The following is a 23,731-nucleotide window of genomic DNA, read 5'->3' as shown; positions in this document are numbered from 1 at the left end:
CGTCATGGCGCTGCACTTCGTGACGCCTGAGGCGACCGGGGCGACGGCCGGATCCGTCGTCTCGCTCACCGGCGCCGAGGCCAAGCACGCCGCCGTGGTGCGCCGGGTGCGGGTCGGCGAGCCGATCACCCTCGGCGACGGCGCGGGTGTCTGGCTCGAGGGGGAGGTCGCCTCCGCGGCGCCGTCGCTCGTCGAGGTGCGCGTGGTGGCGCGTCGCGAAGACCCGCGACCGGATCCGCGGATCGTGCTGGTGCAGGCGCTCGCGAAGGGCGACCGCGACGAGCTCGCCGTGCAGGCGGCGTGCGAGCTCGGCGTGGATGAGATCGTGCCGTGGCAGGCGGTCCGCAGCGTCTCCCGCTGGGAGGGCGCGAAGGCGGCCAAGGGGCGCGAGCGCTGGGCGACGATCGTGCGCGAGGCGGCGAAGCAGGCGCACCGGTCGTGGATCCCCGAGGTCGCCGCGGTCGAGGGCACCGCCGACCTCGTGCGACGCGCCGGGGCCCAGCGCGTGCTGATCCTGGATCCGACGGCGACCGTCCGGCTCTCGGCGATCGCACCGGACGAGCGCGACGTCGTGCTCGTCGTCGGCCCCGAGGGAGGCATCGCGCCTGAAGAGGTGGAGCGATTCGTGGCGGCGGGCGCGGAGCGTGTGCTGCTCGGCGACACCGTGCTGCGCACCTCGACGGCCGGCCCCGCCGCGATCGCGGTGCTGAACGTGGCGCGGGGCCGCTGGTAGGTCCGCCGTCCCGCGACATCGCGCGGATAGACTGAGCCCATGAGCGAACCCTCGATCTTCACCCGCATCCTGGACGGGGAGATCCCCGGCGAGATCCTGCTGGAGACCGACGACGTCTTCGCGATCCGCGACATCAACCCGCAGGCGCCGCTGCACGTGCTCGTGATCCCCAAGTCCGAGCAGTTCCGCGACGTCACCGAGCTGGCCGCCGGGGATCCCGCCCTGCTGGCGAAGCTCGTCGCCGCGGCCAAGCGGATCGCCGACGACCACGCCAACGGTGAGTACCGGCTGATCTTCAACAACGGCGCGAGCGTCGCGCAATCCGTCTTCCACGTGCACGCCCATGTGCTCGGCAACCTCGAGGAGAACAAGCTCGTTGGCTTCTGACGAAACGGCCGAATCGATCACCACCGCACGCATCGAGGTGGACGGCGTCGCGATGGTGCAGCTGCTCGGTCCGCAGGACCGCCTCCTGCGCATGCTCGAGAAGGAGCACCCCGAGGTCGACGTGCTGGTGCGCGGCAACGAGGTCACCCTGACCGGCGCCCCCGCGGCCGTCCGCGCGGCGCAGAAGCTCGTCGACGAGCTCATCGAATTGACCCGCACCGGGCACGCGCTGCACCCGAGCGACGTCGCGCAGTCCGCGCGCATGCTCGAGCGGGAGGGGGTGCGCCCGAGCGAGGTGCTCGGCGAAGCGATCCTCTCGACCAGAGGTCGCGTCATCCGCCCCAAGACCCTCGGCCAGAAGGAGTACGTCGACGCGATCGACGAGAACACGATCGTGTTCGGCATCGGCCCCGCCGGAACCGGCAAGACGTATCTCGCGATGGCGAAGGCCGTCCAGGCGCTGCAGCGCAAGGAGGTCGAGCGGATCATCCTGACCCGTCCGGCGGTCGAGGCGGGGGAGCGGCTCGGCTTCCTGCCGGGCACCCTGACCGACAAGATCGACCCGTACCTGCGTCCGCTCTACGACGCGCTCAACGAGATGATGGATCCGGAGATCGTGCCCCGTCTCATGGCGAGCGGCACGATCGAGGTCGCGCCCCTCGCGTACATGCGCGGACGCACCCTCAACGACTCGTTCGTGGTGCTGGACGAGGCGCAGAACACCACTCCCGAGCAGATGAAGATGTTCCTCACCCGCCTCGGCTTCGGCACGCGCATGGTCGTCACAGGCGACATCACCCAGATCGACCTGCCGACGGGCGCGTCGGGCCTGCGGGTGGTCACCCGCGTGCTGAAGGACATCGACGACATCCACTTCTCCCGGCTCACCAGCGACGACGTCGTGCGTCACTCGCTGGTCGGCAGGATCGTGGACGCGTACACCGAATACGACGAGCAGCGCACGGCCGCCCGCGCGGAGCGCGAGCAGGCGTCGGAGTTCGCCAACCGGGCCGAGCGCCGTGCCGGGCTCCGCCCCGGCCCCCGAGACCGCATGCCGAAACGAGGCCTGAAGTGATCGAGATCAACAACGAGTCGGCCATCGCGATCGACGAGACCGTGCTCCTGCGCCTCACCGAGCGCAACCTGGCGCAGCTGAACGTCAGCCCCGACGCCGACGTCGCCATCGTCCTCGTCGACGAAGGCGCCATGGAGGCGCTGCACGTGCAGTGGATGGACGAGCCGGGACCCACCGATGTGCTGAGCTTCCCGATGGACGAGCTGCGCCCCGGCACGATGGACCGCCCGACGCCTCCGGGTCTGCTCGGCGACATCGTGCTGTGTCCGCAGGTCGCCGAGACGCAGGCGGCCACCGCGAAGCACACGCTGATGGACGAGCTCATCCTGCTCACCACGCACGGTCTGCTGCACCTTCTCGGATTCGACCACGCCGAGCCCGAGGACGAGAAGGAGATGTTCGGCCTGCAGCGCGAGCTCATCGCCGGCTTCGCGGCCGACGAGCGCTCCCACGGTCGATGACTCCATTCCTGCTGCTCGCCGGCGCGGTCCTGCTCGTCGCCTTCGGCGGCCTCATGGCGGCGATCGACGCCGCGCTGTCGGTGACGTCGCGCGCCGACCTCGAGGAGATGGGATCCGAAGGCCGCAACGCCCCCGCGTTGGCGCGGATCGCCGCGGACCCCGAGCCGCACGCGAACGCGGTCGCGTTCATGCGCGTCTTCGTGGAGACCGCGGCGGCCGTGCTCGTGACCGTGGCGCTGGTGCTGCTGTTCGACGACCAGATCTGGTGGGCGATGCTGGCGGCCGCCGTCATCATGACGGGCATCACGTTCGTCCTCGTCGGCGCCAGCCCCCGCTCCTTCGGACGGCAGCACGCCGACGCGATGCTGCGCGTGTGCGCGCCGACCATCCGCGCCGTGCGCCTGATCCTGGGCCCGATCGCGCAGGGGCTCGCCGTCTTCGGCAGCCGGGTCACGCCCGGCACCGGGCGCAGCACGTTCGCCAGCGAGACGCAGCTGCTCAGCATGGTGGACGAGGCCGCCTCGCACGACCTCATCGAGGCCGACGACCGCGAGCTGATCCACTCCGTCTTCGACTTCACCGACCAGTTCGTGCGGGCCGTGATGGTGCCGCGCACCGACATGGTCACGGTCGACGCCACGGCGACGACGTCGGAGGCCATGGACCTCTTCCTGACCCGAGGGATCTCGCGGATCCCGGTCGTGGACGACGAGGCGGACGACGTCGTCGGCGTGCTCTACCTCAAGGATCTGGTGCAGTTCGCCTACCGCGACGACCGCAGCTGGCGTGCGGCCTCGGTGCGCCAGATCGCGCGCCCCGCCGTCTTCGTCCCCGAGTCGATGCGGGCGGAGACGCTGCTGCAGCAGATGAAGCGCGATGCCGTGCACGTGTGCGTCGTGATCGACGAGCACGGCGGCATCGCGGGGCTCGTGACGCTGGAGGACCTCATCGAGGAGCTCGTCGGCGAGATCTCCGACGAGTACGACCGGCCGAACTCCGAGGTCGTCGAGCTCGAACCGGGTCGCTACCGGGTCAGTGGCCGGATGGATCTCGAGGACGTGGGCGAGCTGTTCGGCGTCGAGCTCGAGGACGACGACGTCGACTCGATCGGCGGTCTGCTCGGCAAGGAGATCGGTCGCATCCCCACTCCCGGCGCGAAGGCCGTCGTGCGCGGGCTCCTCCTCACCGGCGGCGCGTCGCGCGGTCGCGGGCGCGGCATCGAATACGTCTTCGTGGAGCGGGCCGAGGAGCCGCTCACGGAGGATCACGACGGGCCCGAGAGGTCCAGCAAGGAGAACCACGATGAGCGATGAGCGCGATGCGAACGAGGGTGTGCACCGCAGCGGCTTCGTGACGTTCGTCGGACGCCCGAACGTCGGCAAGTCCACGCTGACGAACGCCCTGGTCGGCGAGAAGATCGCGATCACGAGCGAGAAGCCGCAGACCACGCGGCGGGCGATCCGCGGCATCGTGAACCGGCCCGACGGGCAGCTCGTGATCGTGGACACCCCCGGGATCCATCGCCCGCGCACGCTCCTCGGCGAGCGGCTCAACGACCTCGTCGAGCAGGTGCTCGGCGATGTGGACGTGATCGGGTTCTGCGTTCCGGCGACCGAGAAGGTCGGCCCCGGCGATCGCCGCATCGCCGCGTCCCTGGACGGCTATCCGCGCGCGAAGAAGATCGCGATCGTCACGAAGGTCGACGTCGCCGAGCGCGACGAGATCACGGAGCGCCTCATGGAGGTCGATTCGCTGCGCGAGGACTGGGCCGCGGTGATCCCGCTGTCCGCGCTCACCCGCGTGCAGCTCGACGTGCTCGCCGATGAGGTGCTCGCGCTCATGCCCGAAGGGCCGTCCCTCTACGAGGACGACGTGGTCACCGACGAGTCCACGGAGGACCGCATCGCCGAGATGATCCGCGAGGCCGCGCTCGAAGGCGTGCGCGACGAGCTCCCGCACTCGATCGCCGTCGTCGTCGACGACATCGCCCCCCGCGAGGACTCGGACCTGACCGACGTGCACGCCTCGATCGTCGTGGAGCGCGACAGCCAGAAGGCCATCATCATCGGTCGCAAGGGCGCACGTCTGCGCGAGGTCGGCGCCACTGCGCGCGCGGGGATCGAGGAGCTCCTCGGCACGCGGGTGTTCCTCGGCCTGCACGTGAAGGTCGCCAAGGAGTGGCAGCGCGACCCGAAGCAGCTCGGGCGGCTGGGGTTCTGACGATGGCACTCGACGCCCGGCACTGGGTGGCCCCCGCGTGGGGGCCGCCGGAGCAGTGGCGGCTGGTCGAGACGATCGTGCCGGATCCGGGGCCCGGAGAGGTCACGATCCGGGTGCGCGCCGCGGGCATGAACCCCGCCGACCGGAAGCACGTCGCGGCTCCCCGCCCCGGCGTCTCGCTGCCGGTGCCGATCGGCTACGAGGTCTCGGGCGAGATCGTCGCGATCGGCCCCGACACGAGGATCGGATCCGGCGAGGCCGAGGTCGGCGTCGAGGCGATCGCCTTCCGCGTGCAGGGCGGATACGCGACCGCGCTCACGCTCGCCGCCGAGAAGGCGTTCCGCAAGCCCGCGCCGTTGTCGCACGCCCAGGCGGCCAACCTGCTCCTGGCGGGCACCACGGCCGCGGAGATGCTCGAGCGGGTGCATGCGCGGTCCGGGGACACCCTCCTGCTGCACGGTGCTTCCGGCGCCGTCGGCGTGATGGTGCTGCAGTTGGCCGCGCTGCGCGGCGTGCGGGTCATCGGCACGACGAGCGAGGCGGGGAGCGAGCGGGTGCGACGCTTCGGGGGCATCCCCGTGGCATACGGCGCTGGACTCGCTGAGCGGGTGCGCGCGCTCGACCTCCCCGTCCGGGCCGCGCTCGACGCCGTCGGCACCGACGAGGCGGTGGACGTCTCCCTCGCCCTCGTGGCGGACCGCAGCCGCATCGTCACGATCGCCGCTCCCGGCCGTGCGGCGGAGCACGGGTTCCTCAGCATCGCCGGCTCCCAGCCGGCGAGCGCCGCGCTCCGCGACGGGATCCGCGGCGAGCTCGTCCGCCTCGCCGACGAGGGACTGCTGACGGTGCCGCTCTCGCGCACGTATCCGCTGACCGACGCGCGGGAGGCGACGCGTTTCCTCGCCCGGGAGCATCCCGGCGGAAAGCTCGCGCTGATCCCCTAGAGACGCCCTCGGGGCGTCACCACCCGCCCGAGGAGCCGCCGCCACCGCCGCCCCCGGAGAAGCCTCCGCCGAAGGATCCGCTGGAGCTCGACGACGCGCTGGGCGTGGGGGTGGGGCTGAGGGAGCTGTTCATGCCGCTGAGCGAGTTCGCGAAGCTCGCCCCGGTGTATCCGTAGTACCAGCCGGGCGTGATGTGGTCGCGCTCGTACTGCACGGCGAGCACCTGACCCCATTCGCGTTCGAGCCCGAACAGCATCGCGTACGGCAGCAGCCGCTCGTACAGCACGATGACGTCGGCGCGACCGTCAGCCCGTCGTTCGGCGCCCCGGTACGACTGCAGCATCCGGATCCGGTCAGCTTCCGCCAGCCGGATGTACTCCTGCACGCCGAGCAGGTACTCGCGGGTCTCGGCGCCGTGCGGTGTGAGCACGGTGCGGCGCGGCAGGGAGACGAGCACCGCGACGAGCGCGACCACAGACGCGACGATGCCGACGACGAACGTCGCGATCGCGGCCGGTCGTCCGACCACCATGCCGGGGACGGCGAGTGCGACAGCGCCGAGGCCCGCCGCGAGTCCGATCGCGCTCAGGACCACGGCGAGCACTGAACGCCGCCGGGTGAGCAGGCCGCGGTCGAACGCCGCCACGTGCGCGGATCCGGAGAGCGCCTTGAGCCTCGTCACCAGGGCGTCGTCCGGCACCTCGAGATGCAGGGTCGTCCCGACCGGGGATCCCGGGAACAGCGCCCCGAGCGCCTCCGCGTCGAGCGCGTCGGGGGCGATCGACGGGTCGACCAGTTCGAGCACGGGTTTGCTCGCGCCGTCCGAGATGCGGATCGCCTTGCGCACCGCGAGGTGCACGATCTCGGCAGAGTCTGCTGCGCTCTTCCGGCCCTCGACCTCCGCGGCGAGCACGGGGGGAAGCCCGTCGGGGACGTCGTACTGCGCGACCACGATGCCGCGGCCGCTGCGGCGGCCCTTCCGGCGCAGCAGGCCGATCCCGAGGAACGGGCCGCCGATGGCCAGCAGCGCGGCGAGACCCGCGAGAGGATACGGCGCCACGTCCGTCATCGGATCCGGCTCCCGGGCGGGGGCCTGCGCGAACGTGCCCGCCTTCATCGGGAACGAGACCGTGACGCCGGAGCCGGCGGGGACGTCATCCTGGGACACCGCGAATCCGCCTCCCGCGGCGGGGGAGAGCGGGCACGGTGTCGTGGAACCAGGGGGGCCGGCGTAACAGGACGGCTCTGCGATCATGGCCGCGCCCACCTCGGGAGCGAAGGAGAGCGCGGCGGAGAAGTGCGCGATCGGCTGCTGCGAGCTCAGCGGCAGCAGGTTCCAGTACCACTCGTCGATCGGCCGGTCCGTGGGGCGGTGCACGACGTCGCGCATCGTGTACCGGATGACGTACGTCGTGCGGCCGTGCGCGAAGACGTCCGGATCGCCGATCTTGAGCTGACGGATCCCGTTGTCGGTCTCGCTGTCGTCGTACGGCAGCGCCTTGCCCGCGCCGTCGGTGATGGAGACGATGTGCAGCCGGAGCGGGGCGCCGTCGTACCAGGTGGGGAGGCCGCGGAGGATGCCGTGGTTCTGATCGAACTCCGGGAAGTCGGCCACGAGCGTCTCGGTCACCTCGAGGGCGGCTCGTCCGTCCGCGTCGCGCCCGAGCCGGTACTGCGCGTCCCAGGACGCGTACGAGAAGTCGTTCGTGTCGGCGTGCGCGGCGGGGGCCGCGAGCAGCGGGGCCAGAACGAGTGCGAGAGCGCCGAGCAGGGCGAGCAGGCGGGCGCGCGGTCGAGCCGTCATGCGGCCAGACTATCCGCCGCCCGCGATCCGGCGCGTCTGCGCGTTCAGTGCAGTGCGCTCGTCTCGATGATCGTGCGCAGCGCGCTCTCGTCGTTGGGGATCTCGGTGACGCGCTGCGGCGCGGCGAGCAGCGCCTTCAGCTCGTCGGAGAGGGGGAGCTCGATGCCGAGCGCCTCCGTGATGGTCTCGCCGAACTTCTCGGGCTTCGCGGTCTCCAGCACGAGCATGGGGACGCCGTCCTCGAGGAACTCGCGGGCGACCTTCACCCCGTCGGCGGTGTGCGGGTCGATCACGGTGCCGCTCTGCTCGTACACGGCACGGATGGTCGAGAGGCGGTCGTCATGGGTGCTGGTGCCGCTCACGATCCCGAACTCGTCGGCGAAGCGCGGCAGATCCGCGGCGAAGTCGAAGGCGCCGGCGAGGGTGAGCTGGTCCCAGGCCGCGACCACGCGCTGCGGCTCGCGTCCCACCAGCTCGAAGATGAAGCGCTCCAGGTTCGACGCCTTGGAGATGTCCATCGAGGGGCTCGAGGTCGCGAGCGTCTGCGCCGCGCTGCGCGGGCGGTACACACCGGTGCGGAAGAACTCGTCGAGCACATTGTTCTCGTTCGCGGCGAGCACGAGGCGGCGGATCGGCAGCCCCATGCCGCGGGCGAAGAACCCGGAGAGGATGTTGCCGAAGTTGCCGGACGGCACGGCGAACGAGACCTCGAAGCCCTCGCGCTCCGCCGGGGCGAGCGAATCGGTGGCGCGCAGCCAGGCCCAGAAGTAGTAGACGACCTGCGCGGTGATGCGTGCGAGGTTGATCGAGTTGACGGCGCCGAGGTGCTGCGCGCGCTTGAAGTCGAGGTCGCCGGCGAGATCCTTCACCAGGTTCTGGCAGTCGTCGAACACGCCCTCGACCGCGATGTTGTGCACGTTCGCGTCCTGCAGGGAGTACATCTGCGCGCGCTGGAAGGCGCTCATCCGGCCCTGCGGCGACAGCATGAAGACGCTGATCCGTTCCTTGCCGCGGAGCGCGTGCTCGGCTGCGGATCCGGTGTCGCCCGACGTCGCGCCGACGATGTTCAGCACGCCGCCGGTGCACTCGAGCGCGTACTCGAGGGCCTGTCCGAGGAACTGCATCGCCATGTCCTTGAACGCGAGCGTCGGTCCCTCGGAGAGCCCGACGAGCGTGATCCCGCCGCCGATCGGCGTGAGCGGCACGGGCGCGGCGAAGGTGTCGGGGGAGTACGCGGCCGCGCACAGGGCGGCGAGGTCGTCGCGCGGGATGTCGGTGGCGAACAGCCCCAGCACCTCGGTGGCCAGGTCCGCGTAGCCGAGGTCGCGCCAGGACTCGAGCGTCGCCGCATCCACCGTCGGCAGCTGTTCGGGCACGAGCAGGCCGCCGTCGACGGCGAGTCCCTCCAGCAGGGCCTCGCTGTAGGTCTTCGGGTCGCCGCCGCCGCGGGTGGAGATGTACTGCACGAGCTGCTCCTCGGAAGTCGGGGTCTCGGATCGGCGTGCACGACGCGGATCCGCGTCCCACGATTCTCGCAGGTTCCGGTCCGCTTCTCGGCCGCGTGACGCGGCGGCGAGGAGTCCGACGCGCCGTGCTAGCATGGGCGCATGCGCGCAGGCGGTCTGCTCCTTCTTAGCTGCCGCGACGAGTCCCGTATCTGAGGGCCCCACTCGTCGCGGTGTTCGTGTTGGCCCGCTCCCACACCTGAAGCGACGAGAAGAGCACCCTCATGAAGAACAACCAGCGCCCCACGACGATGCCGGTCCACAAGTACCGGCCGTTCCACGAGCAGATCGTCGTCGATCTGCCGGACCGCACCTGGCCCTCTGCCCGGATCACCGAGGCGCCGCGCTGGTGCGCGGTCGACCTGCGCGACGGCAACCAGGCCCTCATCGACCCGATGTCGCCCGAGCGCAAGCGCGTGATGTTCGAGCTGCTCGTGAGCATGGGCTACAAGGAGATCGAGGTCGGCTTCCCGTCGGCGAGCCAGACCGACTTCGACTTCGTGCGTCAGCTCATCGACGAGGACCTGATCCCCGATGACGTCACGATCCAGGTCCTGACGCAGTGCCGCGAGCACCTGATCGAGCGCACCTACGAGGCGATCGCCGGCGCGAAGCAGGCCATCGTGCACTTCTACAACTCGACGAGCGTGCTGCAGCGCGAGGTGGTGTTCCGCTCCGACCGCGAGGGCGTGAAGCAGATCGCCCTCGAAGGCGCACGCCTGTGCCGTGAGTTCGAGAAGCGCATCCCCGACACCGAGGTCTACTACGAGTACTCCCCGGAGAGCTACACGGGCACCGAGCTGGAGTACGCCGTCGAGGTCTGCAACGAGGTGCTGGAGATCCTCGAGCCCACTCCGGGCCGCAAGGTCATCATCAACCTGCCCGCGACCGTCGAGATGGCGACGCCGAACGTCTACGCCGACTCGATCGAGTGGATGAGCCGTCACCTCAACCACCGTGAGAACGTGATCCTCTCGCTGCACCCGCACAACGACCGCGGCACCGCGGTCGCCGCCGCCGAGCTCGGCTACATGGCCGGCGCCGACCGCATCGAGGGCTGCCTCTTCGGCAACGGCGAGCGCACCGGGAACGTGGATCTCGTCGCGCTGGGCATCAACCTGTTCACGCAGGGGATCGACCCGCAGATCGACTTCAGCGACATCGATCAGGTCAAGCGCACGGTCGAGTACTGCAACCAGCTGCCGGTGCCGGAGCGCAGCCCCTGGGCGGGCGACCTGGTCTTCACAGCCTTCAGCGGATCCCACCAGGACGCCATCAAGAAGGGCTTCGAGGCGATGGCCGCGAAGGCCGAGGCGCAGGGCGTGAGCGTCGACGACATCGAGTGGGGCGTGCCCTACCTGCCGGTGGACCCCAAGGATCTGGGCCGGTCGTACGAGGCCGTGATCCGGGTCAATTCGCAGTCCGGCAAGGGCGGCGTGGCGTATCTGCTGAAGACCGATCACGCGCTCGACCTGCCGCGCAAGCTCCAGATCGAGTTCTCCGGCGTCGTGCAGGCCAAGACCGACGCCGAGGGCGGTGAGGTCACCAGCGAGCAGATCTGGGACATCTTCACCGACGAGTATCTGCCGGCGTCCGTGGACGACGCGAAGTGGGGCCGCTTCGAGCTGCTCGGCACGCGCACCCACAGCGACATGTCCGGCGAGGTCACGCTCGACGTCGTGCTCCGCGACGACGAGGAGCGCGTCGAGGCCGAGGGGCGCGGGAACGGACCGGTCGCGGCCTTCATCGAGGTGCTGCGCGAGCGCGGCTTCGAGATCTCGCTCTACGACTACGTCGAGCACACGCTCTCGACCGGCGGCGACGCCCAGGCGGCGGCGTACGTCGAACTGCAGGTCGGCGACCAGCGGCTCTGGGGGGTCGGCATCGACGGAGACATCTCCACGGCGTCGCTCAAGGCGATCGTGTCCTGCGTGAACCGCTCCATCCGCGCGCGCCAGGCCGAGCTCGTGGAGGCCTGACCCTCCCACCGAACGTCTCCGCACCGACACCCCGTGTGCGGAGGGCTCGTCCGCGGCGCAACCGTCCGCGTGACTGCACCTGCGCCCCGGCGCCCGGCAGATCCTGCCGTGGCCCGGGGCGCAGGCGTGTGCCGACCGTGCGCCTGCCGGCCGCGCGCTCGCCCCGGCCTCAGGGGCGGATGATCGGGATCATCCCGGTCTCCGCCGCCACCCGACGGCGGTACAGGGCGCGCTGCTCGGGGAGGGACAGGTCGAAGACGACGGCGAGCACCCGGATGACGGCGGTCACGACGATGCCGATGATCGCCGCGGGCACGATGCCCAGTCCCATCCCATGCGAGACCACGATGAACGCGCAGCCGGCGCCGGCGGCGACGGCGTACAGCGATCCGACGTGCATGATCGACACGGGCAGGCCCATGAGCATGTCGCGGAGCACGCCGCCGCCGGCCGCAGCGCACACGCCGATGAAGACGGCCGGCACCTCCGGGAGGCCGAACGCGATCGCCTTGCTCGTGCCGAAGGCGCCGAACATGCCGATCACGACGGCGTCGAGGCCGACGACCACGGCGTTGAGGCGCTGGAACAGCCCTGCCAGGAGCATGCCGACCAGTGCGGCTCCGGCGGCCGTGAGCAGGTACCAGTTGCTGTGCAGGGACGCGGGCGGCTGGCCGAGCAGGATGTCGCGGATGAGGCCGCCGCCCATGCCGATCATGATCCCGATGATGGCGACGCCGAGCAGGTCCAGGCGGCGCTCACCGCGGAACCCGCTCGCGAACATCGCCCCCTGCACGCCGCCCAGGCCCACGCCCAGAAGATCGGCCCACAGCGGGATGGTGAAGGTCGGTTCGGTCACAGCTCTATTGTCCCTGGGAGTGGGATGATCGAGGAATGCCCACCTACCGAGACGAAGCGGTGATCCTGCGCACCCACAAGCTCGGCGAGGCGGATCGGATCGTCACGATGCTGTCCCGCGCGCACGGCAAGGTCCGTGCCGTGGCGAAGGGTGTGCGCCGCACGTCGTCGAAGTTCGGCTCGCGCCTCGAGCCGTTCATGGTGGCGGACGTGCAGCTGTACCAGGGGCGCTCCCTCGACATCGTGCAGCAGGCGGAGTCGCTGGGCTCCTACGGCGCCGACATCGCCCTGCACTACGACCGCTACACGGCGGCGAACGCGATGGTGGAGACCGCCGACCGTCTCAACGACGCCGAGGCGACGCCGGAGCAGTATCTGCTGCTCGTCGGCGGACTCCGCGCCCTCGCGCGGGGCGAGCATGCCGCTCGCAGCATCCTCGACTCGTACCTTCTGCGCGTGATGGCCCTGTCCGGGTGGGCGCCGTCGTTCACCGACTGCGCACGCTGCGCCAGGCCGGGATCGCACACCGTGTTCGTCGCCCAGATGGGCGGCATCGTCTGCGACGATTGCGCCCCGGTCGGGAGCCCGCGGCTGCCCGCCTCGGCTTTCGAGGTGCTGCGTGCGCTGATCGCGGGGGACTGGGAGCGCGTCGACTCCGCCCCCGACCGCGACACGGCGGCGGCGTCGGGTGTCATCGCCGCCTACGCCCAGTGGCACCTCGAGCGGGGGATCCGCTCGCTCTCGCTCGTGGAAGGAAGCCGGTGAGCCCGAAGCCGTACACCCACAAGGACGCCGTCCCGTATCGCCCGCTGGACTGGACGGGCGTGCAGCCTCCGGTGTTCCGGGCGGTGCCGAACCACGTCGCGATCGTGATGGACGGCAACGGGCGGTGGGCCAACCGCCGCGGCCTGAACCGGATCGAAGGGCACAAGGCGGGCGAGGAGGTGCTGCTCGACGTCGTCGCCGGGGCGATCCAGGCGGGGGTCAAGCACCTCAGCGTGTACGCCTTCTCGACCGAGAACTGGGCGCGTTCGCCGGAGGAGGTTCGCTTCCTCATGGGGTACAACCGCGACGTGCTGCATCGACGCCGCGACCAGCTGAACGAGTGGGGTGTGCGGATCCGGTGGGCGGGTCGCAAGCCGCGGCTGTGGGGCTCGGTCATCAAGGAGCTCGAATACGCCGCCGAGCTCACCCGCGGGAATGACGTTCTCACCCTCACGATGTGCATCAACTACGGGGGCCGGGTGGAGCTCGTCGACGCGATGCGCGCGATCGCCGAGGACGTCAAGGCCGGCCGGATGCGTCCCGGCGCCATCACGGAGAAGGCGATCCGCCGGCACCTCTACATCCCGGACATGCCCGACGTGGACCTCTTCCTGCGGAGCTCGGGGGAGCAGCGCACCTCGAACTTCCTGCTCTGGCAGTCGGCGTACGCCGAGATGGTTTTCCTCGACACGCTGTGGCCCGACTTCTCCCGCGAGGAGCTGTGGCGCGCGATCGGCATCTACCTGTCCCGTGACCGGCGCTTCGGCGGCGCCGTCGACACGCCCGACGCGCTCGACGAGACCTGATCCGTCGGGCCTGTCGCCGCGTAGGCGTGTCCGGTCGCTGAGCCGGCGTTTCACGCGAACTGGAGGCGCGGTGCTGCTCGCGACAAGGGGTCAGGCAGCGGGAGCGAACCGTCTCGGGGGCGGATCGATGTCGCCCCAGGCGTAGCGAACGGCAAGCCGGGGACGGAGCATGGTCTGTCCGCCACCCGGGTCGTGCAGTACGAACTCGTCCGTTCCGGCGCGCGTGATCCGCCATCCGCGATGGTGGAGTTGCATGTGGTGGAACCGGCAGAGCAGGATCCCTCGGTCGACGTCGGTGCGCCCGTCGTCGCGCGCCCATTCGTCGATGTGATGCGCTTCGCAGTATGACGCGGGCCGGTCGCATCCGGGCCACCGACAACCGCCGTCGCGAACGGCCAAGCCGATGCGCTGTCGAGGTGTGTACAGTCGGGACTCACGACCGACATCGAGTGGGTTGCCGCTCACGTCTACTGTCACCGGCACGGCGCCGCTTTCGCAGACCCGCCGCTCGGCTACTGCCGCCGGGAGTGTCGTCAGACCGTCTTCTGTGAGTGCGATCGGGGCGGGGACGCCGTGCCGGTCAACGGCCTGCACCAGCCGCAGTCCGGCCTGCCGGGTGCCGAAGACGGACGCCGGTTCGGCGAGCGCGCCGGCGCGGACCAGATCCAGCAACAGGTCGTACGAGAGCTGTTGGTTCGTGCGAGGATCGGCCGCAAGACGTTCAGCCCGCGCATTCTCGTCCTCGTCGACGAAGCGCGGACCGCCCCGGCGTGGACGGAGCGCAGCCGCGAGGATCGTCTCGAGGAAGGCTCCGCCCTCGTCATCGAACACGGCGGACGCATGTCGCACGCCCTCATCGTCGAACCAGGTCCGAAATGAACGGCGCTCGTACCGGGCGGCGAAGCGGGCCCCGGCACCCTCCGGGTCGAGCAGGTCACGGAGGGTGCGCGCCGCCGCCCTCAGCTCTTCCACCGTGCGATGGGATGCCTCGTCGATCAACTGTGCCGCGGCCGTCGCCCAGGCTTCCGCGGCTCCCTGCGGCGGGTCGCCGAGTCCGCGGCGGATCGCGTCGAACTGCACCGAGGTCAGTACCCCCGTCCGCAGCCCCGTCCGAAGCGTCTCGCGCCATTCGCGCGAGGACGAGAGGGCCGGCGGCGACTGGTCCGGTGCACCGGAGGCGGTCGCGTCGGCGATCCCCGTGCCGCTTTCGGGATGTTCCTCGTCTTCGAGGAGCGCCTGTCCCACGCGCACCTTGCGTGCAGCCTCGCCCTTGGTGGTGCCGGAGAGCTCCTGGATCAGCGACGCCGCGGATCGATGCCCTCGTGACTGTGCCAGACCTGCGTGCCCTGCCGTCCTTCCGGAGCGGCGTGCGATCAGTCCGGCGCAGAGCAGTTGGATCTGCTCGGCGAGACGACCGATCTCGACCGCCGCGCGGCACGTCGCGACCGCGTCCGCATCCCCGAGGCCCGCGATGATCGCCTGCACGTCGGACGTGGTCGCGCCGGCCGAGATCCGCCCTGCCAGGGTCGGGATCTGAGCCGCGATCGCTTCCAACGTCGTCATGAGTCGATTCTCCATCGGGCCACCGACATTTGAATCCCTGATCAGAAGGCTGTTCTGTTCTGTGGAAAGCTGCTTCGACCGTTCCGATGTGGAGGGCGATCGGTGCCGAAGTGCCGGAAGGGAACGACGAATCGTCTGCTCGCGTCCGGTAGACTGTCCCCGCGAAGGGGAGTATTCCGACTTCACGCGATCGTCATCACGAGGCCCGCCGCCGGGCCTCCGGGCGCGTGACCGCCATCGGGCGGGGAAGAGACTTTCGGCCGTTGACCGACCCCCTCGAAAGGCCCTCGTGGACGTTCCCGTCTGGTTCGAAATCGTCTCGCTCGCCGTCCTGCTGCTGATCCTGATCGGCGATCTGCTGATCGTGCGGTGGCGCCCGCACATCCCCTCGACCAAGGAGTCCACCCTCTGGGTCGTCTTCTACGTCGCGCTCGCCCTCGGATTCGCCGGCCTCCTGCTCGCCGTGGCCGGCGGCAGGCACGCGGGCGAGTTCCTCACCGGATGGGCGCTCGAGTACAGCCTCTCGATCGACAACCTCTTCGTGTTCGTGCTGATCATGGCGCAGTTCTCCGTGCCTCGGAAGCTGCAGCAGGAGGTGCTGATGGTCGGCATCATCATCGCCCTGGTGCTGCGCGGCGTCTTCATCCTGCTCGGCGTCACGATCATCGAGAACTTCGCGCCGGTCTTCTACCTCTTCGGCGCCTTCCTCATCTGGACGGCGATCCGTCAGGCGATGCCGGAGAAGGAGCAGGAGGACGAGACCGCCGCGAAGGAGGGCTTCGCCGTCCGTCTCGTGCGCCGCCTCGTCCCGGTCAGCGATGAGTTCGACGGCCCGAAGCTGCGCACCGTCGTCGACGGCAAGCGCGTGTGGACGCCGATGATCATCGTCTTCGTCACGATCGGCGTGACGGATCTGATGTTCGCGATCGACTCCATCCCGGCGATCTTCAGCATCACGCAGAACAGCTTCCTCGTGTTCACCGCCAACATCTTCGCCCTGATGGGCTTGCGCCAGCTCTACTTCCTCCTCGGCGACCTGCTCGACCGGCTCCGCTACCTGCACTACGGCATCGCCGTGATCCTCGCCTTCATCGGCGTCAAGCTCGTGCTGCACGCGATGCACGAGAACACCGTCCCGTTCATCAACGGTGGCAAGCCCATCGAGTGGGCGCCGGACGTGCCGATCTGGCTGTCGCTCACCGTGATCGTCGTCGCGATGCTGGGCGCGACCGGAGCGAGCCTCATCGCCTCCGGCCGCGAGAAGCGCCAGGAGCGCGCGCTCGCGGAGTAGCGGTCGACCGGAGCGGATCAGCCCCGCGGCGCACTCAGCCGAGACGCCATTCGTCGCCCTTGTCGATGGAGCGGCCTCCGCTGCGCACGTTGACGGCGCCGTCGTAGGCGACCATTCCGGGCGCGAAAGTGCCGGGGCCGGGGCGGCCCTGGTCGGGGCCGTACGACGGCAGCGAGGCGCCGTAGCGGTAGAGGGTCTCCTGGATCGGGCGGTAGCACGCGCCGCCGTCGGCGGTGATGCCTGCCACCGTACCGAGGGCACGGAGGCCGTTCTCGTCCATGCGCCACACCGGACCCCCGACATCGCCGTACGACGCGGATGCGTCGGTGCACAGGAGCTGCTCGCCGTGCATGCCGTCCGCCGTGCCGAGGATCTGTCCTTCGGTCCACCCGGTGTCGATCCCCATCTTGCCGATCAGCAGACCGACCGGCTGCTGATCGCTGGGAGTCCACCCCACGATCTGGCCGTTGCCTGGATATGACCCCGTGGTCGGGTCCGCCAGGATCTGGTGGGCGTCGTTGCCATCCCGCATCTGCAACAGGACGACCGGATCATCGGAGCGGCGGTAGAAGCCGTCCGCGTAGTAGCCGGCATCTCCTCGGACCGGCAACGAGATCGGCCAGGGGCTGCAGATGTCGGCCGTGGTGAGGAAGAACCCCGAATCCCCTGCGATCGCGTAGCCTCCCGTGCAGGCTCTGTCGAAATACGCGCCCGCAGTGCCGCCGACGGCCGCCCAGATCGTCGGCTCGCCGGGACTGTAGTCGTATCCGTAGGCATCAGGGACGGGGCGGATCTCCGCGGAGGCGGCAGGAGCCGACGCGAATCCGAGTGCGCAGAGCGAGACGGCGAGCAGCGCCAGGCTTCGCCGGCGGAGGTTCCTGTGCAACATATCGGCATACTATGCCGAGGCTCGTCGGCATGATAGCCCTCCGATCCGTCCGCCCAGGATGCGTCCCGATCAGAACGCGCGCAGGTTCGCCTGCAGGCCTCCGTCGGCGTACTCGCGGCGCAGGATCCCGCGGCGGCGCAGCACCGGTACGAGCTCGTCGAGCGTGCGGTGCAGGGTCACCGGGTGGAAGTCGCCCCACAGCAGCACGCCGTCGTTGCCCCACTCGCCCAGTTCTTCGATGAGATCCGCGAACTCCTCGGCGGTTCCGACGAATCCGCTTCGATCGGCGATGCGGCCGGCGCGCGCCAGCGCGGTGAGGTGGGCGCGCAGCGGCGCGTCCTCGCCCCGGTCGCCGATCAGCCGCTGGATGCTGCCCCGCGAGACGTGCGGGCCGAAGACCGCAGGATCGAGCGGCCGGTCGAGGTCCAGCGCGGTGAGATCGGTCTCCAGGTCGCTCGACTGCTTGCGCGCGATCTGGACGAGGGCCGCGTCGTCGGGATGCGCCGAGGCGGCGACGACGCGGTCGGCCTCTTCGGCCGAGGACGTGATGACCGGCTGGATGGCGAACAGGATCTTGATGTCGGACGGACGACGACCTGCCGCGATCGCGGCATCGTGGATCTTGGCCCGGTAGGCGCGCACGGATTCCTCGTGCAGCGGCGCGAGGGCGAGCTGCACGTCGGAGTTCGCGCCCGCGAAGCCGAGCCCACGTCCGGAGCCGCCGGGGGAGACGATCGCCGGTTCGCCGTTCGGGAACGGGAGGGCGTTCAGCGGACCGTCGAACGCGAAGTACTGGCCGCGATGGCGCACCGCGTTCATCCGAGAGCCGTCGGCGTAGACGTCGGTGTCGCGATCGGCGACGAGCGCATCCGGCTCCCAGCTGCGCCAGAGCGCGCGGACGCCTGCGAGCCATTCCTCGGCCCGGTCGTACGCCTCATCGTGCCCGAGCTGCGCGGCGTCGGAGAAGTGACGCGCGCTGCCGGTGTCGGTCACGACGTTGAGGCCGAGCCGGTGACCGCTCAGGTGCTGAAGGGTCGCGAACTGGCGTGCGGCGGTGTACGGCAGGTACGCCGCCGGGTTGACGGTCGGGACGACGCCGAGGTGGGTCGTCGCCTGGAACAGATACGGCGCGAGCAGAAGCGGATCGTGCTTCGGCCCGCCGAAGGCGTGGCGCACCCGCAGATCGATGGTCTCGGCCGATCCGAGCGAGGGGGCGTCCTCGATGATGACGAGGTCGAACCCGGCCTGCTCGAGCGTGCGAGCAGCCTCCTGGTAGATCTCGGGCCGGGTCCAGTCGTAGTCCCAGTCCAGGGAGGGGTAGCCCCAGCCCTGCGGCCCGAAGCCGCGGGCCAGGAACCAGCCGAAGTGCTGCTGCGTGGTCATCGGACGACCTCCCGTGCCGGCTGCAGAACCTGGGCGAGATCCTCGATGAGATCGTCGATGTCCTCAATCCCGATCGACAGGCGCACCGTGCCGGGCCGGATGCCGAGGCGCTCGCGTTCCTCAGCCGTGCGGAGCACGTGGCTCGTGGACGCGGGGTGCAGCACGAGCGAGCGCACGTCGCCGATGTGCGTCATGTGGGTGAAGACCCGCACCCCCTCCACGAACGACTTCGCGGCAGGGAGTCCGCCGCGCAGGGTGACGGTGAAGACGGATCCGTACCCGCCGTGCAGGTAGCGGACCGCCGTGTCGTGGTCGGGGTGCGAGGGGAGGCCCACGTGGTCGACGCTCTCCACGGCGTCGTGCTCGGCGAGCCAGCGCGCCACCGCGAGGGCGTTGCGGGACTGCCGTTCCACGCGCAGTCCGAGGGTCTCTGCGCCCTGACCGATCAGGAACGCGTTCAGCGGCGACGGCGTGGCGCCGAACCGCGGCGCGACCGACGCCCTCGCGTAGGCGATCCGCGCGAGCCCTCCGTGCCGTGCGGCGACGCTGGGAGCGCCGCCCCGCCCGGGGAGCACGAGGTGCGCCGCGTTGTGACCGGCCTTCGCCGCGTCGAACCGGCCGTCGTCGACGATGACGCCGCCCAGCACCGATCCGTGACCGGCGAGGAACTTCGAGGCGGAGTGCACGACGATCGACGCCCCGCGCTCGAGCGGACGGAGCAGGTACGGAGTCGCGAGCGTGTTGTCGACGATCAGCGGGATCGCCGCGGCGTCCGCGACCGCCGCGATCGCGGACACGTCCAGCACGTCGTTGCGGGCGTTGGCGATCGACTCGGCGAACAGTGCGCGCGTGGAGGGACGGAGGGCGGATCTCCACGCCTCCGGATCCGCGATGTCGTCGACGAAGGTGGTCTCGATCCCGAGCCGTGCGAGGTTGTCGACGAGCAGGCCGCGGCTGCCTTCGTAGATGTGCTCAGAGGCCACGATGTGATCACCGGCGCCCGCGACCGAGAGCAGAGCGGTCGCGACGGCGGCCTGCCCGCTGGCCAGCAGCAGGGCGTCGGCGCCGCCTTCGAGCGCGGCCAGCTGCCGCTCCACCGCGCGCACCGTCGGGTTGCCGGTGCGGCTGTAGCCGAAGCCGTCTCCGCTCCCGAAGTGGTCCGCCGCGTGGTCGAAGTCCTCGAACTCGAATCCCGCGGTGAGGTAGACGGGCGTCGCGCGCGACGCCGCGGGCGCGTGATTCCGGGCGGCGTGCACCGCCGTGGTGGCGAAACGGGCGGTCTCGACGGACATGCGGCACCTCTCGAGCGGATCGTGGACGTTCAGCGTGCCACGGCGGGTCGCCGCGGCGGACGGCGGGGGTAATCCGGCGTCATCCGGACGCGGGATCCGGCGTCCCGCACGGGCCCAGGGTGGGTGGGAAACACCCACCCTGGCCGGGGGTAAACTCGTCCGCATGCAGGCGGTGCTTCTCCTTAGCGGCCGCGGCGAGACCTCGATCTAGGCCTCTCTCGCCGCGGTGTCTCGCGTGGGCCGCACCTTGACCCTCTGGAGAAGCAGCACATGAACGACGCAGCCCCCCGACCCCGCACCCTGGCCGAGAAGGTCTGGGACGACCACCTTGTGGTGAAGGGCGAGAACGGCGAACCCGATCTCATCTACATCGATCTGCACCTCGTGCACGAGGTCACCAGCCCGCAGGCGTTCGACGGTCTGCGCGCCGAGGGGAGGCCGCTGCGCCGGCTCGACCTGACCATCGCCACGGAGGATCACAACACTCCGACCCTCGCGATCGACAAGCCCATCGCCGACCTGACCAGCCGCACCCAGATCGAGACGTTGCGCCGCAACGCCGAGGAGTTCGGCGTGCGGCTGCATTCGCTGGGCGATGCGGAGCAGGGGATCGTGCATGTCGTCGGACCCCAGCTGGGACTGACGATGCCGGGCATCACGGTGGTGTGCGGCGATTCGCACACGTCCACGCACGGCGCGTTCGGCGCGATGGCCTTCGGGATCGGCACCAGCGAGGTCGAGCACGTCATGGCGACGCAGACCCTGCCGCTCAAGCCCTTCAAGACCATGGCGATCAACGTCGAGGGGACCCTGCGCCCCGGGGTCACGGCGAAGGACATCATCCTGGCCGTGATCGCCAAGATCGGCACCGGCGGCGGCCAGGGCTATGTGCTCGAGTACCGCGGCAGCGCGATCAGGGCCCTCAGCATGGAGGGCCGCATGACGATCTGCAACATGTCGATCGAGGCCGGCGCCCGCGCCGGCATGGTCGCCCCGGACGAGACGACGTTCGCGTACGTCCAGGGCAAGCCGCACGCGCCGCAGGGTCAGGACTGGGAGGATGCGGTCGCGTACTGGCGCACGCTCCCCACCGACGAGGGCGCGGTCTTCGACGCCGAGGTCTTCATCGACGCCGATGCTCTGGAGCCCTTCGTCACCTGGGGCACCAACCCCGGCCAGGGCAGCTCGCTGTCGTCGTCGGTGCCGGATCCGGCGGAGATCGCCGACCCGAACGAGCGCAGTGCCGCCGAGCGGGCCCTGGAGTACATGGACCTCACGCCCGGCACGCCCCTGAAGGACGTGAAGGTCGACGCCGTGTTCATGGGCTCGTGCACCAACAGCCGGATCGAGGATCTGCGCGCCTTCGCGTCGGTCATCAAGGGCAAGAAGAAGGCCGAGGGTGTGCGCGTCATGGTCGTTCCCGGCTCGGCCCGCGTACGTCTCGAGGCCGAGGCGGAGGGCCTGGACAAGGTCTTCACCGACTTCGGCGCGGAGTGGCGGTTCGCCGGCTGCTCGATGTGCCTGGGGATGAACCCCGACCAGCTCGCGCCGGGGGAGCGCTGCGCCTCGACCTCGAACCGCAACTTCGAGGGTCGGCAGGGCAAGGGAGGGCGCACCCACCTGGTGTCGCCGCTCGTCGCCGCGGCGACCGCCGTGCGCGGCACGCTCTCGAGTCCGAGCGACCTCGTCGAGAACGGGCAGGAGGCCTGATCATGGAGAAGTTCACCACGCACACCGGAGTCGCCGCTCCGCTCAAGCGCTCGAATGTCGACACCGACCAGATCATCCCTGCGGTGTTCCTCAAGCGCGTCACCAAGACCGGATTCGAGGACGCGCTCTTCCACGCCTGGCGGCAGGACCCCGACTTCGTGCTCAACCAGGCGCCGTTCCAGGGTGCGTCGGTGCTCGTCGCCGGCCCCGACTTCGGCACCGGATCCAGCCGTGAGCACGCCGTCTGGGCGCTGCGCGACTTCGGCTTCAAGGTGGTGCTGAGCCCGCGCTTCGCCGACATCTTCCGCGGCAATTCGGGCAAGCAGGGCCTGCTCGCGGCCACCGTCGACGAGGCCGACGTCGAGCGGATCTGGGCGCTGATCGACGAGGATCCCGGCCGCGAGATCACGGTCGACCTCGAGGCGCGCACCGCCACGATCGGCCCTTCGACACGCTCGGGACAGGCGACGGACCAGCCCGTCTTCCAGACCTCCATCGGGATCGACGATTACACTAGATGGCGGCTCCTCGAAGGGCTCGATGACATCGGGCTCACGCTGCGCAACGAAGACAAGATCGCGCAGTTCGAGGCCCGCCGCGAGTCGTGGCGGCCGCGTACGCTTCCTGTTCTCTGAACCGGACGCGGCCGTGAGCCCAGGGCAACCGCCCGGCGGCTCCGGCCGCGCCCGTTCCACAAGAAGAGGCCCTGAATGACGACACCGCTGCACGAGACCACGCTCGCTTCGAAGCCTTCGGGCGATGTCCTGGCAATCCGCGGCGGGCGTCCACTGCACGGCCGCGTGGACGTGAAGGGGGCGAAGAACCTCGCGACCAAGGCGATGGTCGCGACCCTTCTCGGTGAGACCGCGAGCACGCTCCGCGACGTCCCCGACCTCAGCGACGTCGCCGTGGTGCGCTCGCTGCTCGAGGTGCACGGCGTGCGGGTCACCGAGGGCGACGAGCCCGGCGCCCTGGTGTTCGACCCGAGCGACGTGGAGTCGGCGCACTTCGAGGAGATCGACGCGCACGCGGGGGCCTCCCGGATCCCGATCCTGTTCTGCGGCCCGCTGCTGCACCGCCTGGGCCAGGCGTTCATCCCCGACCTCGGCGGCTGCCGCATCGGCGACCGCCCCATCGACTTCCACCTCGACGCGCTGCGCAAGTTCGGCGCGGTCGTCGAGAAGCTGCCCAGCGGCATCCGCCTGTCGGCTCCGAACGGGCTGAAGGGCGCCAACATCCACCTCCCGTACCCGAGCGTGGGGGCGACCGAGCAGGTGCTCCTCACGGCGGTGCGCGCCCAGGGGCAGACCGAGCTGCGCAACGCGGCCATCGAGCCCGAGATCATGGATCTGATCGCCGTGCTGCAGAAGATGGGCGCGATCATCTCCTACGAGCCGAACCGCGTCATCCTCATCGAGGGCGTCTCCACGCTGCGCGGCTACGACCATCGTTCGATCTTCGACCGCAACGAGGCCGCCTCCTGGGCCTGCGCCGCGCTGGCGACCGACGGCGAGATCTTCGTCGGCGGTGCGAAGCAGCAGGAGATGCTGACGTTCCTCAACGTGTTCCGCAAGGCGGGCGGCTGGTTCGACGTGCGCGAGGACGGGATCCTGTTCCGCCGCGACGGCGAGCTCAAGCCGGTGATCGTCGAGACCGACGTGCACCCCGGCTTCATGACCGACTGGCAGCAGCCACTCGTGGTCGCCCTCACGCAGGCCCACGGGCGCTCGGTCGTGCACGAGACGGTCTACGAGAACCGGATGGGCTTCACCCAGGCTCTCGTGAAGATGGGGGCCGACATCGTCGTGCACCCGCACGGCCTGCAGGACGGTCCGCGTCGTGTGGCCCGTCGCGATCTGGAGCAGGCGGCCGTCATCACGGGCCCGACGCCGCTGCACGGCGCCGACATCGTGGTGCCGGACCTCCGCGGCGGCTACAGCCACGTCATCGCGGCGCTCACCGCGACCGGCGAGTCGAAGGTCTCCGGTGTCGACATCCTCAGCCGCGGCTACGAGAAGTTCCTCGACAAGCTCACCGCGCTGGGCGCCGACTTCGACGTGATCGGCTGA

Annotated in this window: 21 protein-coding genes; 14 read left to right on the top strand and 7 right to left on the bottom strand. The window is 70.2% G+C overall.

Features of this window, described 5'->3' with window-relative positions; all coding sequences use genetic code 11:
• Positions 1-4: 4 nt before the first annotated feature.
• The 7 genes from RL72_RS17840 to RL72_RS17810 are packed head-to-tail and all read left to right on the top strand — an operon-like array spanning position 5 to position 5,820.
• A complete protein-coding gene (locus RL72_RS17840) occupies positions 5-733 on the top strand; it encodes a 16S rRNA (uracil(1498)-N(3))-methyltransferase (protein ID WP_045252235.1) in 729 nt (242 codons plus the stop codon).
• Positions 734-772: 39 nt separating this feature from the next.
• Positions 773-1,120 carry an HIT domain-containing protein gene (locus tag RL72_RS17835; RefSeq protein WP_045252234.1) on the top strand — a complete coding sequence of 116 codons (348 nt, stop codon included), beginning with the start codon at positions 773-775 and terminating at the stop codon, positions 1,118-1,120.
• 52 nt (positions 1,121-1,172) lie between these two features.
• Positions 1,173-2,195: a PhoH family protein gene (locus RL72_RS17830; protein ID WP_245762895.1), complete on the top strand. Its 1,023-nt coding sequence runs from the start codon at positions 1,173-1,175 to the stop codon at positions 2,193-2,195.
• On the top strand, positions 2,192-2,656 hold the full coding sequence (gene ybeY, locus RL72_RS17825) for an rRNA maturation RNase YbeY (RefSeq protein ID WP_045252232.1): 465 nt from the start codon (positions 2,192-2,194) through the stop codon (positions 2,654-2,656). The genes RL72_RS17830 and ybeY overlap by 4 nt, the downstream gene beginning before the upstream one ends.
• Positions 2,653-3,969: a hemolysin family protein gene (locus RL72_RS17820; protein ID WP_045252231.1), complete on the top strand. Its 1,317-nt coding sequence runs from the start codon at positions 2,653-2,655 to the stop codon at positions 3,967-3,969. Before ybeY ends, RL72_RS17820 begins: the two co-directional genes overlap by 4 nt.
• Positions 3,959-4,876 carry a GTPase Era gene (era, locus tag RL72_RS17815; protein WP_045252230.1) on the top strand — a complete coding sequence of 306 codons (918 nt, stop codon included), beginning with the start codon at positions 3,959-3,961 and terminating at the stop codon, positions 4,874-4,876. Before RL72_RS17820 ends, era begins: the two co-directional genes overlap by 11 nt.
• 2 nt (positions 4,877-4,878) lie before the next feature.
• Positions 4,879-5,820, top strand: coding sequence for an NADP-dependent oxidoreductase (locus RL72_RS17810; RefSeq protein ID WP_045252229.1), 942 nt, complete (start codon positions 4,879-4,881; stop codon positions 5,818-5,820).
• 16 nt (positions 5,821-5,836) lie between these two features.
• On the opposite strand, the gene RL72_RS17805 is transcribed toward RL72_RS17810, so the two are convergent.
• Together RL72_RS17805 and thrC are read right to left on the bottom strand one after the other, a co-directional pair.
• Complete coding sequence (locus RL72_RS17805) at positions 5,837-7,624, bottom strand: DUF2207 family protein (RefSeq protein ID WP_045252228.1); 1,788 nt, start codon at positions 7,622-7,624, stop codon at positions 5,837-5,839.
• Positions 7,625-7,668: 44 nt separating this feature from the next.
• Positions 7,669-9,090 (bottom strand): threonine synthase, encoded by a 1,422-nt coding sequence (thrC, locus tag RL72_RS17800; RefSeq protein ID WP_045252432.1) that lies wholly within the window; start codon positions 9,088-9,090, stop codon positions 7,669-7,671.
• A 263-nt stretch (positions 9,091-9,353) separates the two neighbouring features.
• Between thrC and leuA the strand changes: the two genes are divergently transcribed.
• Entirely contained in the window at positions 9,354-11,108 is a 1,755-nt protein-coding gene (gene leuA, locus RL72_RS17795; protein WP_045252227.1) for a 2-isopropylmalate synthase, read from the top strand.
• Positions 11,109-11,277: 169 nt separating this feature from the next.
• On the opposite strand, the gene RL72_RS17790 is transcribed toward leuA, so the two are convergent.
• Complete coding sequence (locus RL72_RS17790; protein ID WP_045252226.1) at positions 11,278-11,964, bottom strand: trimeric intracellular cation channel family protein; 687 nt, start codon at positions 11,962-11,964, stop codon at positions 11,278-11,280.
• A gap of 35 nt (positions 11,965-11,999) precedes the next feature.
• On the opposite strand from RL72_RS17790, the gene recO reads away from it, so the two are divergent.
• Positions 12,000-12,728, top strand: a complete 729-nt coding sequence (gene recO / locus RL72_RS17785) for a DNA repair protein RecO (RefSeq protein WP_045252225.1) — start codon at positions 12,000-12,002, stop codon at positions 12,726-12,728.
• Positions 12,725-13,534, top strand: a complete 810-nt coding sequence (locus RL72_RS17780) for an isoprenyl transferase (RefSeq protein WP_045252224.1) — start codon at positions 12,725-12,727, stop codon at positions 13,532-13,534. The genes recO and RL72_RS17780 overlap by 4 nt, the downstream gene beginning before the upstream one ends.
• 90 nt (positions 13,535-13,624) lie before the next feature.
• On the opposite strand, the gene RL72_RS17775 is transcribed toward RL72_RS17780, so the two are convergent.
• Positions 13,625-15,283, bottom strand: coding sequence for an HNH endonuclease signature motif containing protein (locus RL72_RS17775; protein ID WP_248700520.1), 1,659 nt, complete (start codon positions 15,281-15,283; stop codon positions 13,625-13,627).
• A gap of 103 nt (positions 15,284-15,386) precedes the next feature.
• Here RL72_RS17775 and RL72_RS17770 point away from each other — a divergent pair, with 103 nt between their 5' ends.
• Positions 15,387-16,388, top strand: coding sequence for a TerC/Alx family metal homeostasis membrane protein (locus RL72_RS17770; RefSeq protein WP_045252223.1), 1,002 nt, complete (start codon positions 15,387-15,389; stop codon positions 16,386-16,388).
• Positions 16,389-16,422: 34 nt separating this feature from the next.
• On the opposite strand, the gene RL72_RS17765 is transcribed toward RL72_RS17770, so the two are convergent.
• From RL72_RS17765 to RL72_RS17755, 3 genes are all read right to left on the bottom strand, one after another.
• Entirely contained in the window at positions 16,423-17,277 is an 855-nt protein-coding gene (locus tag RL72_RS17765) for a hypothetical protein (protein ID WP_045252222.1), read from the bottom strand.
• A 69-nt stretch (positions 17,278-17,346) separates the two neighbouring features.
• Positions 17,347-18,660 (bottom strand): LLM class flavin-dependent oxidoreductase, encoded by a 1,314-nt coding sequence (locus RL72_RS17760; RefSeq protein WP_045252221.1) that lies wholly within the window; start codon positions 18,658-18,660, stop codon positions 17,347-17,349.
• The gene (locus RL72_RS17755) at positions 18,657-19,952 is read right to left on the bottom strand and encodes an O-acetylhomoserine aminocarboxypropyltransferase/cysteine synthase family protein (RefSeq protein WP_045252220.1); all 1,296 of its coding nucleotides are present in this window, start codon (positions 19,950-19,952) and stop codon (positions 18,657-18,659) included. Before RL72_RS17755 ends, RL72_RS17760 begins: the two co-directional genes overlap by 4 nt.
• A gap of 270 nt (positions 19,953-20,222) precedes the next feature.
• Here RL72_RS17755 and leuC point away from each other — a divergent pair, with 270 nt between their 5' ends.
• From leuC to murA, 3 genes are all read left to right on the top strand, one after another.
• Positions 20,223-21,662, top strand: a complete 1,440-nt coding sequence (gene leuC / locus RL72_RS17750) for a 3-isopropylmalate dehydratase large subunit (RefSeq protein WP_045252219.1) — start codon at positions 20,223-20,225, stop codon at positions 21,660-21,662.
• Between the two features lie 2 nt (positions 21,663-21,664).
• Positions 21,665-22,297 (top strand): 3-isopropylmalate dehydratase small subunit, encoded by a 633-nt coding sequence (gene leuD, locus RL72_RS17745; RefSeq protein WP_045252218.1) that lies wholly within the window; start codon positions 21,665-21,667, stop codon positions 22,295-22,297.
• Between the two features lie 75 nt (positions 22,298-22,372).
• Entirely contained in the window at positions 22,373-23,731 is a 1,359-nt protein-coding gene (murA, locus tag RL72_RS17740) for a UDP-N-acetylglucosamine 1-carboxyvinyltransferase (protein ID WP_045252217.1), read from the top strand.

This window comes from Microbacterium azadirachtae (assembly GCF_000956545.1).
GTDB lineage: Bacteria > Actinomycetota > Actinomycetes > Actinomycetales > Microbacteriaceae > Microbacterium > Microbacterium azadirachtae.
This window is presented reverse-complemented; position numbering and strand designations above follow the sequence as displayed.

What these genes read in the sequence shown, in the direction of transcription:
- RL72_RS17840 (WP_045252235.1), top strand. Translation starts at nt 5, where the DNA reads ATGGCGCTGCACTTCGTGACGCCTGAGGCGACCGGGGCGACGGCCGGA.
- RL72_RS17835 (WP_045252234.1), top strand. Translation starts at nt 773, where the DNA reads ATGAGCGAACCCTCGATCTTCACCCGCATCCTGGACGGGGAGATCCCC.
- RL72_RS17830 (WP_245762895.1), top strand. Translation starts at nt 1,173, where the DNA reads ATGGTGCAGCTGCTCGGTCCGCAGGACCGCCTCCTGCGCATGCTCGAG.
- RL72_RS17820 (WP_045252231.1), top strand. Translation starts at nt 2,653, where the DNA reads ATGACTCCATTCCTGCTGCTCGCCGGCGCGGTCCTGCTCGTCGCCTTC.
- era (WP_045252230.1), top strand. Translation starts at nt 3,959, where the DNA reads ATGAGCGATGAGCGCGATGCGAACGAGGGTGTGCACCGCAGCGGCTTC.
- RL72_RS17810 (WP_045252229.1), top strand. Translation starts at nt 4,879, where the DNA reads ATGGCACTCGACGCCCGGCACTGGGTGGCCCCCGCGTGGGGGCCGCCG.
- RL72_RS17805 (WP_045252228.1), bottom strand. Translation starts at nt 7,624, where the DNA reads ATGACGGCTCGACCGCGCGCCCGCCTGCTCGCCCTGCTCGGCGCTCTC.
- leuA (WP_045252227.1), top strand. Translation starts at nt 9,354, where the DNA reads ATGAAGAACAACCAGCGCCCCACGACGATGCCGGTCCACAAGTACCGG.
- recO (WP_045252225.1), top strand. Translation starts at nt 12,000, where the DNA reads ATGCCCACCTACCGAGACGAAGCGGTGATCCTGCGCACCCACAAGCTC.
- RL72_RS17765 (WP_045252222.1), bottom strand. Translation starts at nt 17,277, where the DNA reads ATGTTGCACAGGAACCTCCGCCGGCGAAGCCTGGCGCTGCTCGCCGTC.
- RL72_RS17760 (WP_045252221.1), bottom strand. Translation starts at nt 18,660, where the DNA reads ATGACCACGCAGCAGCACTTCGGCTGGTTCCTGGCCCGCGGCTTCGGG.
- RL72_RS17755 (WP_045252220.1), bottom strand. Translation starts at nt 19,952, where the DNA reads ATGTCCGTCGAGACCGCCCGTTTCGCCACCACGGCGGTGCACGCCGCC.
- leuC (WP_045252219.1), top strand. Translation starts at nt 20,223, where the DNA reads ATGAACGACGCAGCCCCCCGACCCCGCACCCTGGCCGAGAAGGTCTGG.
- leuD (WP_045252218.1), top strand. Translation starts at nt 21,665, where the DNA reads ATGGAGAAGTTCACCACGCACACCGGAGTCGCCGCTCCGCTCAAGCGC.
- murA (WP_045252217.1), top strand. Translation starts at nt 22,373, where the DNA reads ATGACGACACCGCTGCACGAGACCACGCTCGCTTCGAAGCCTTCGGGC.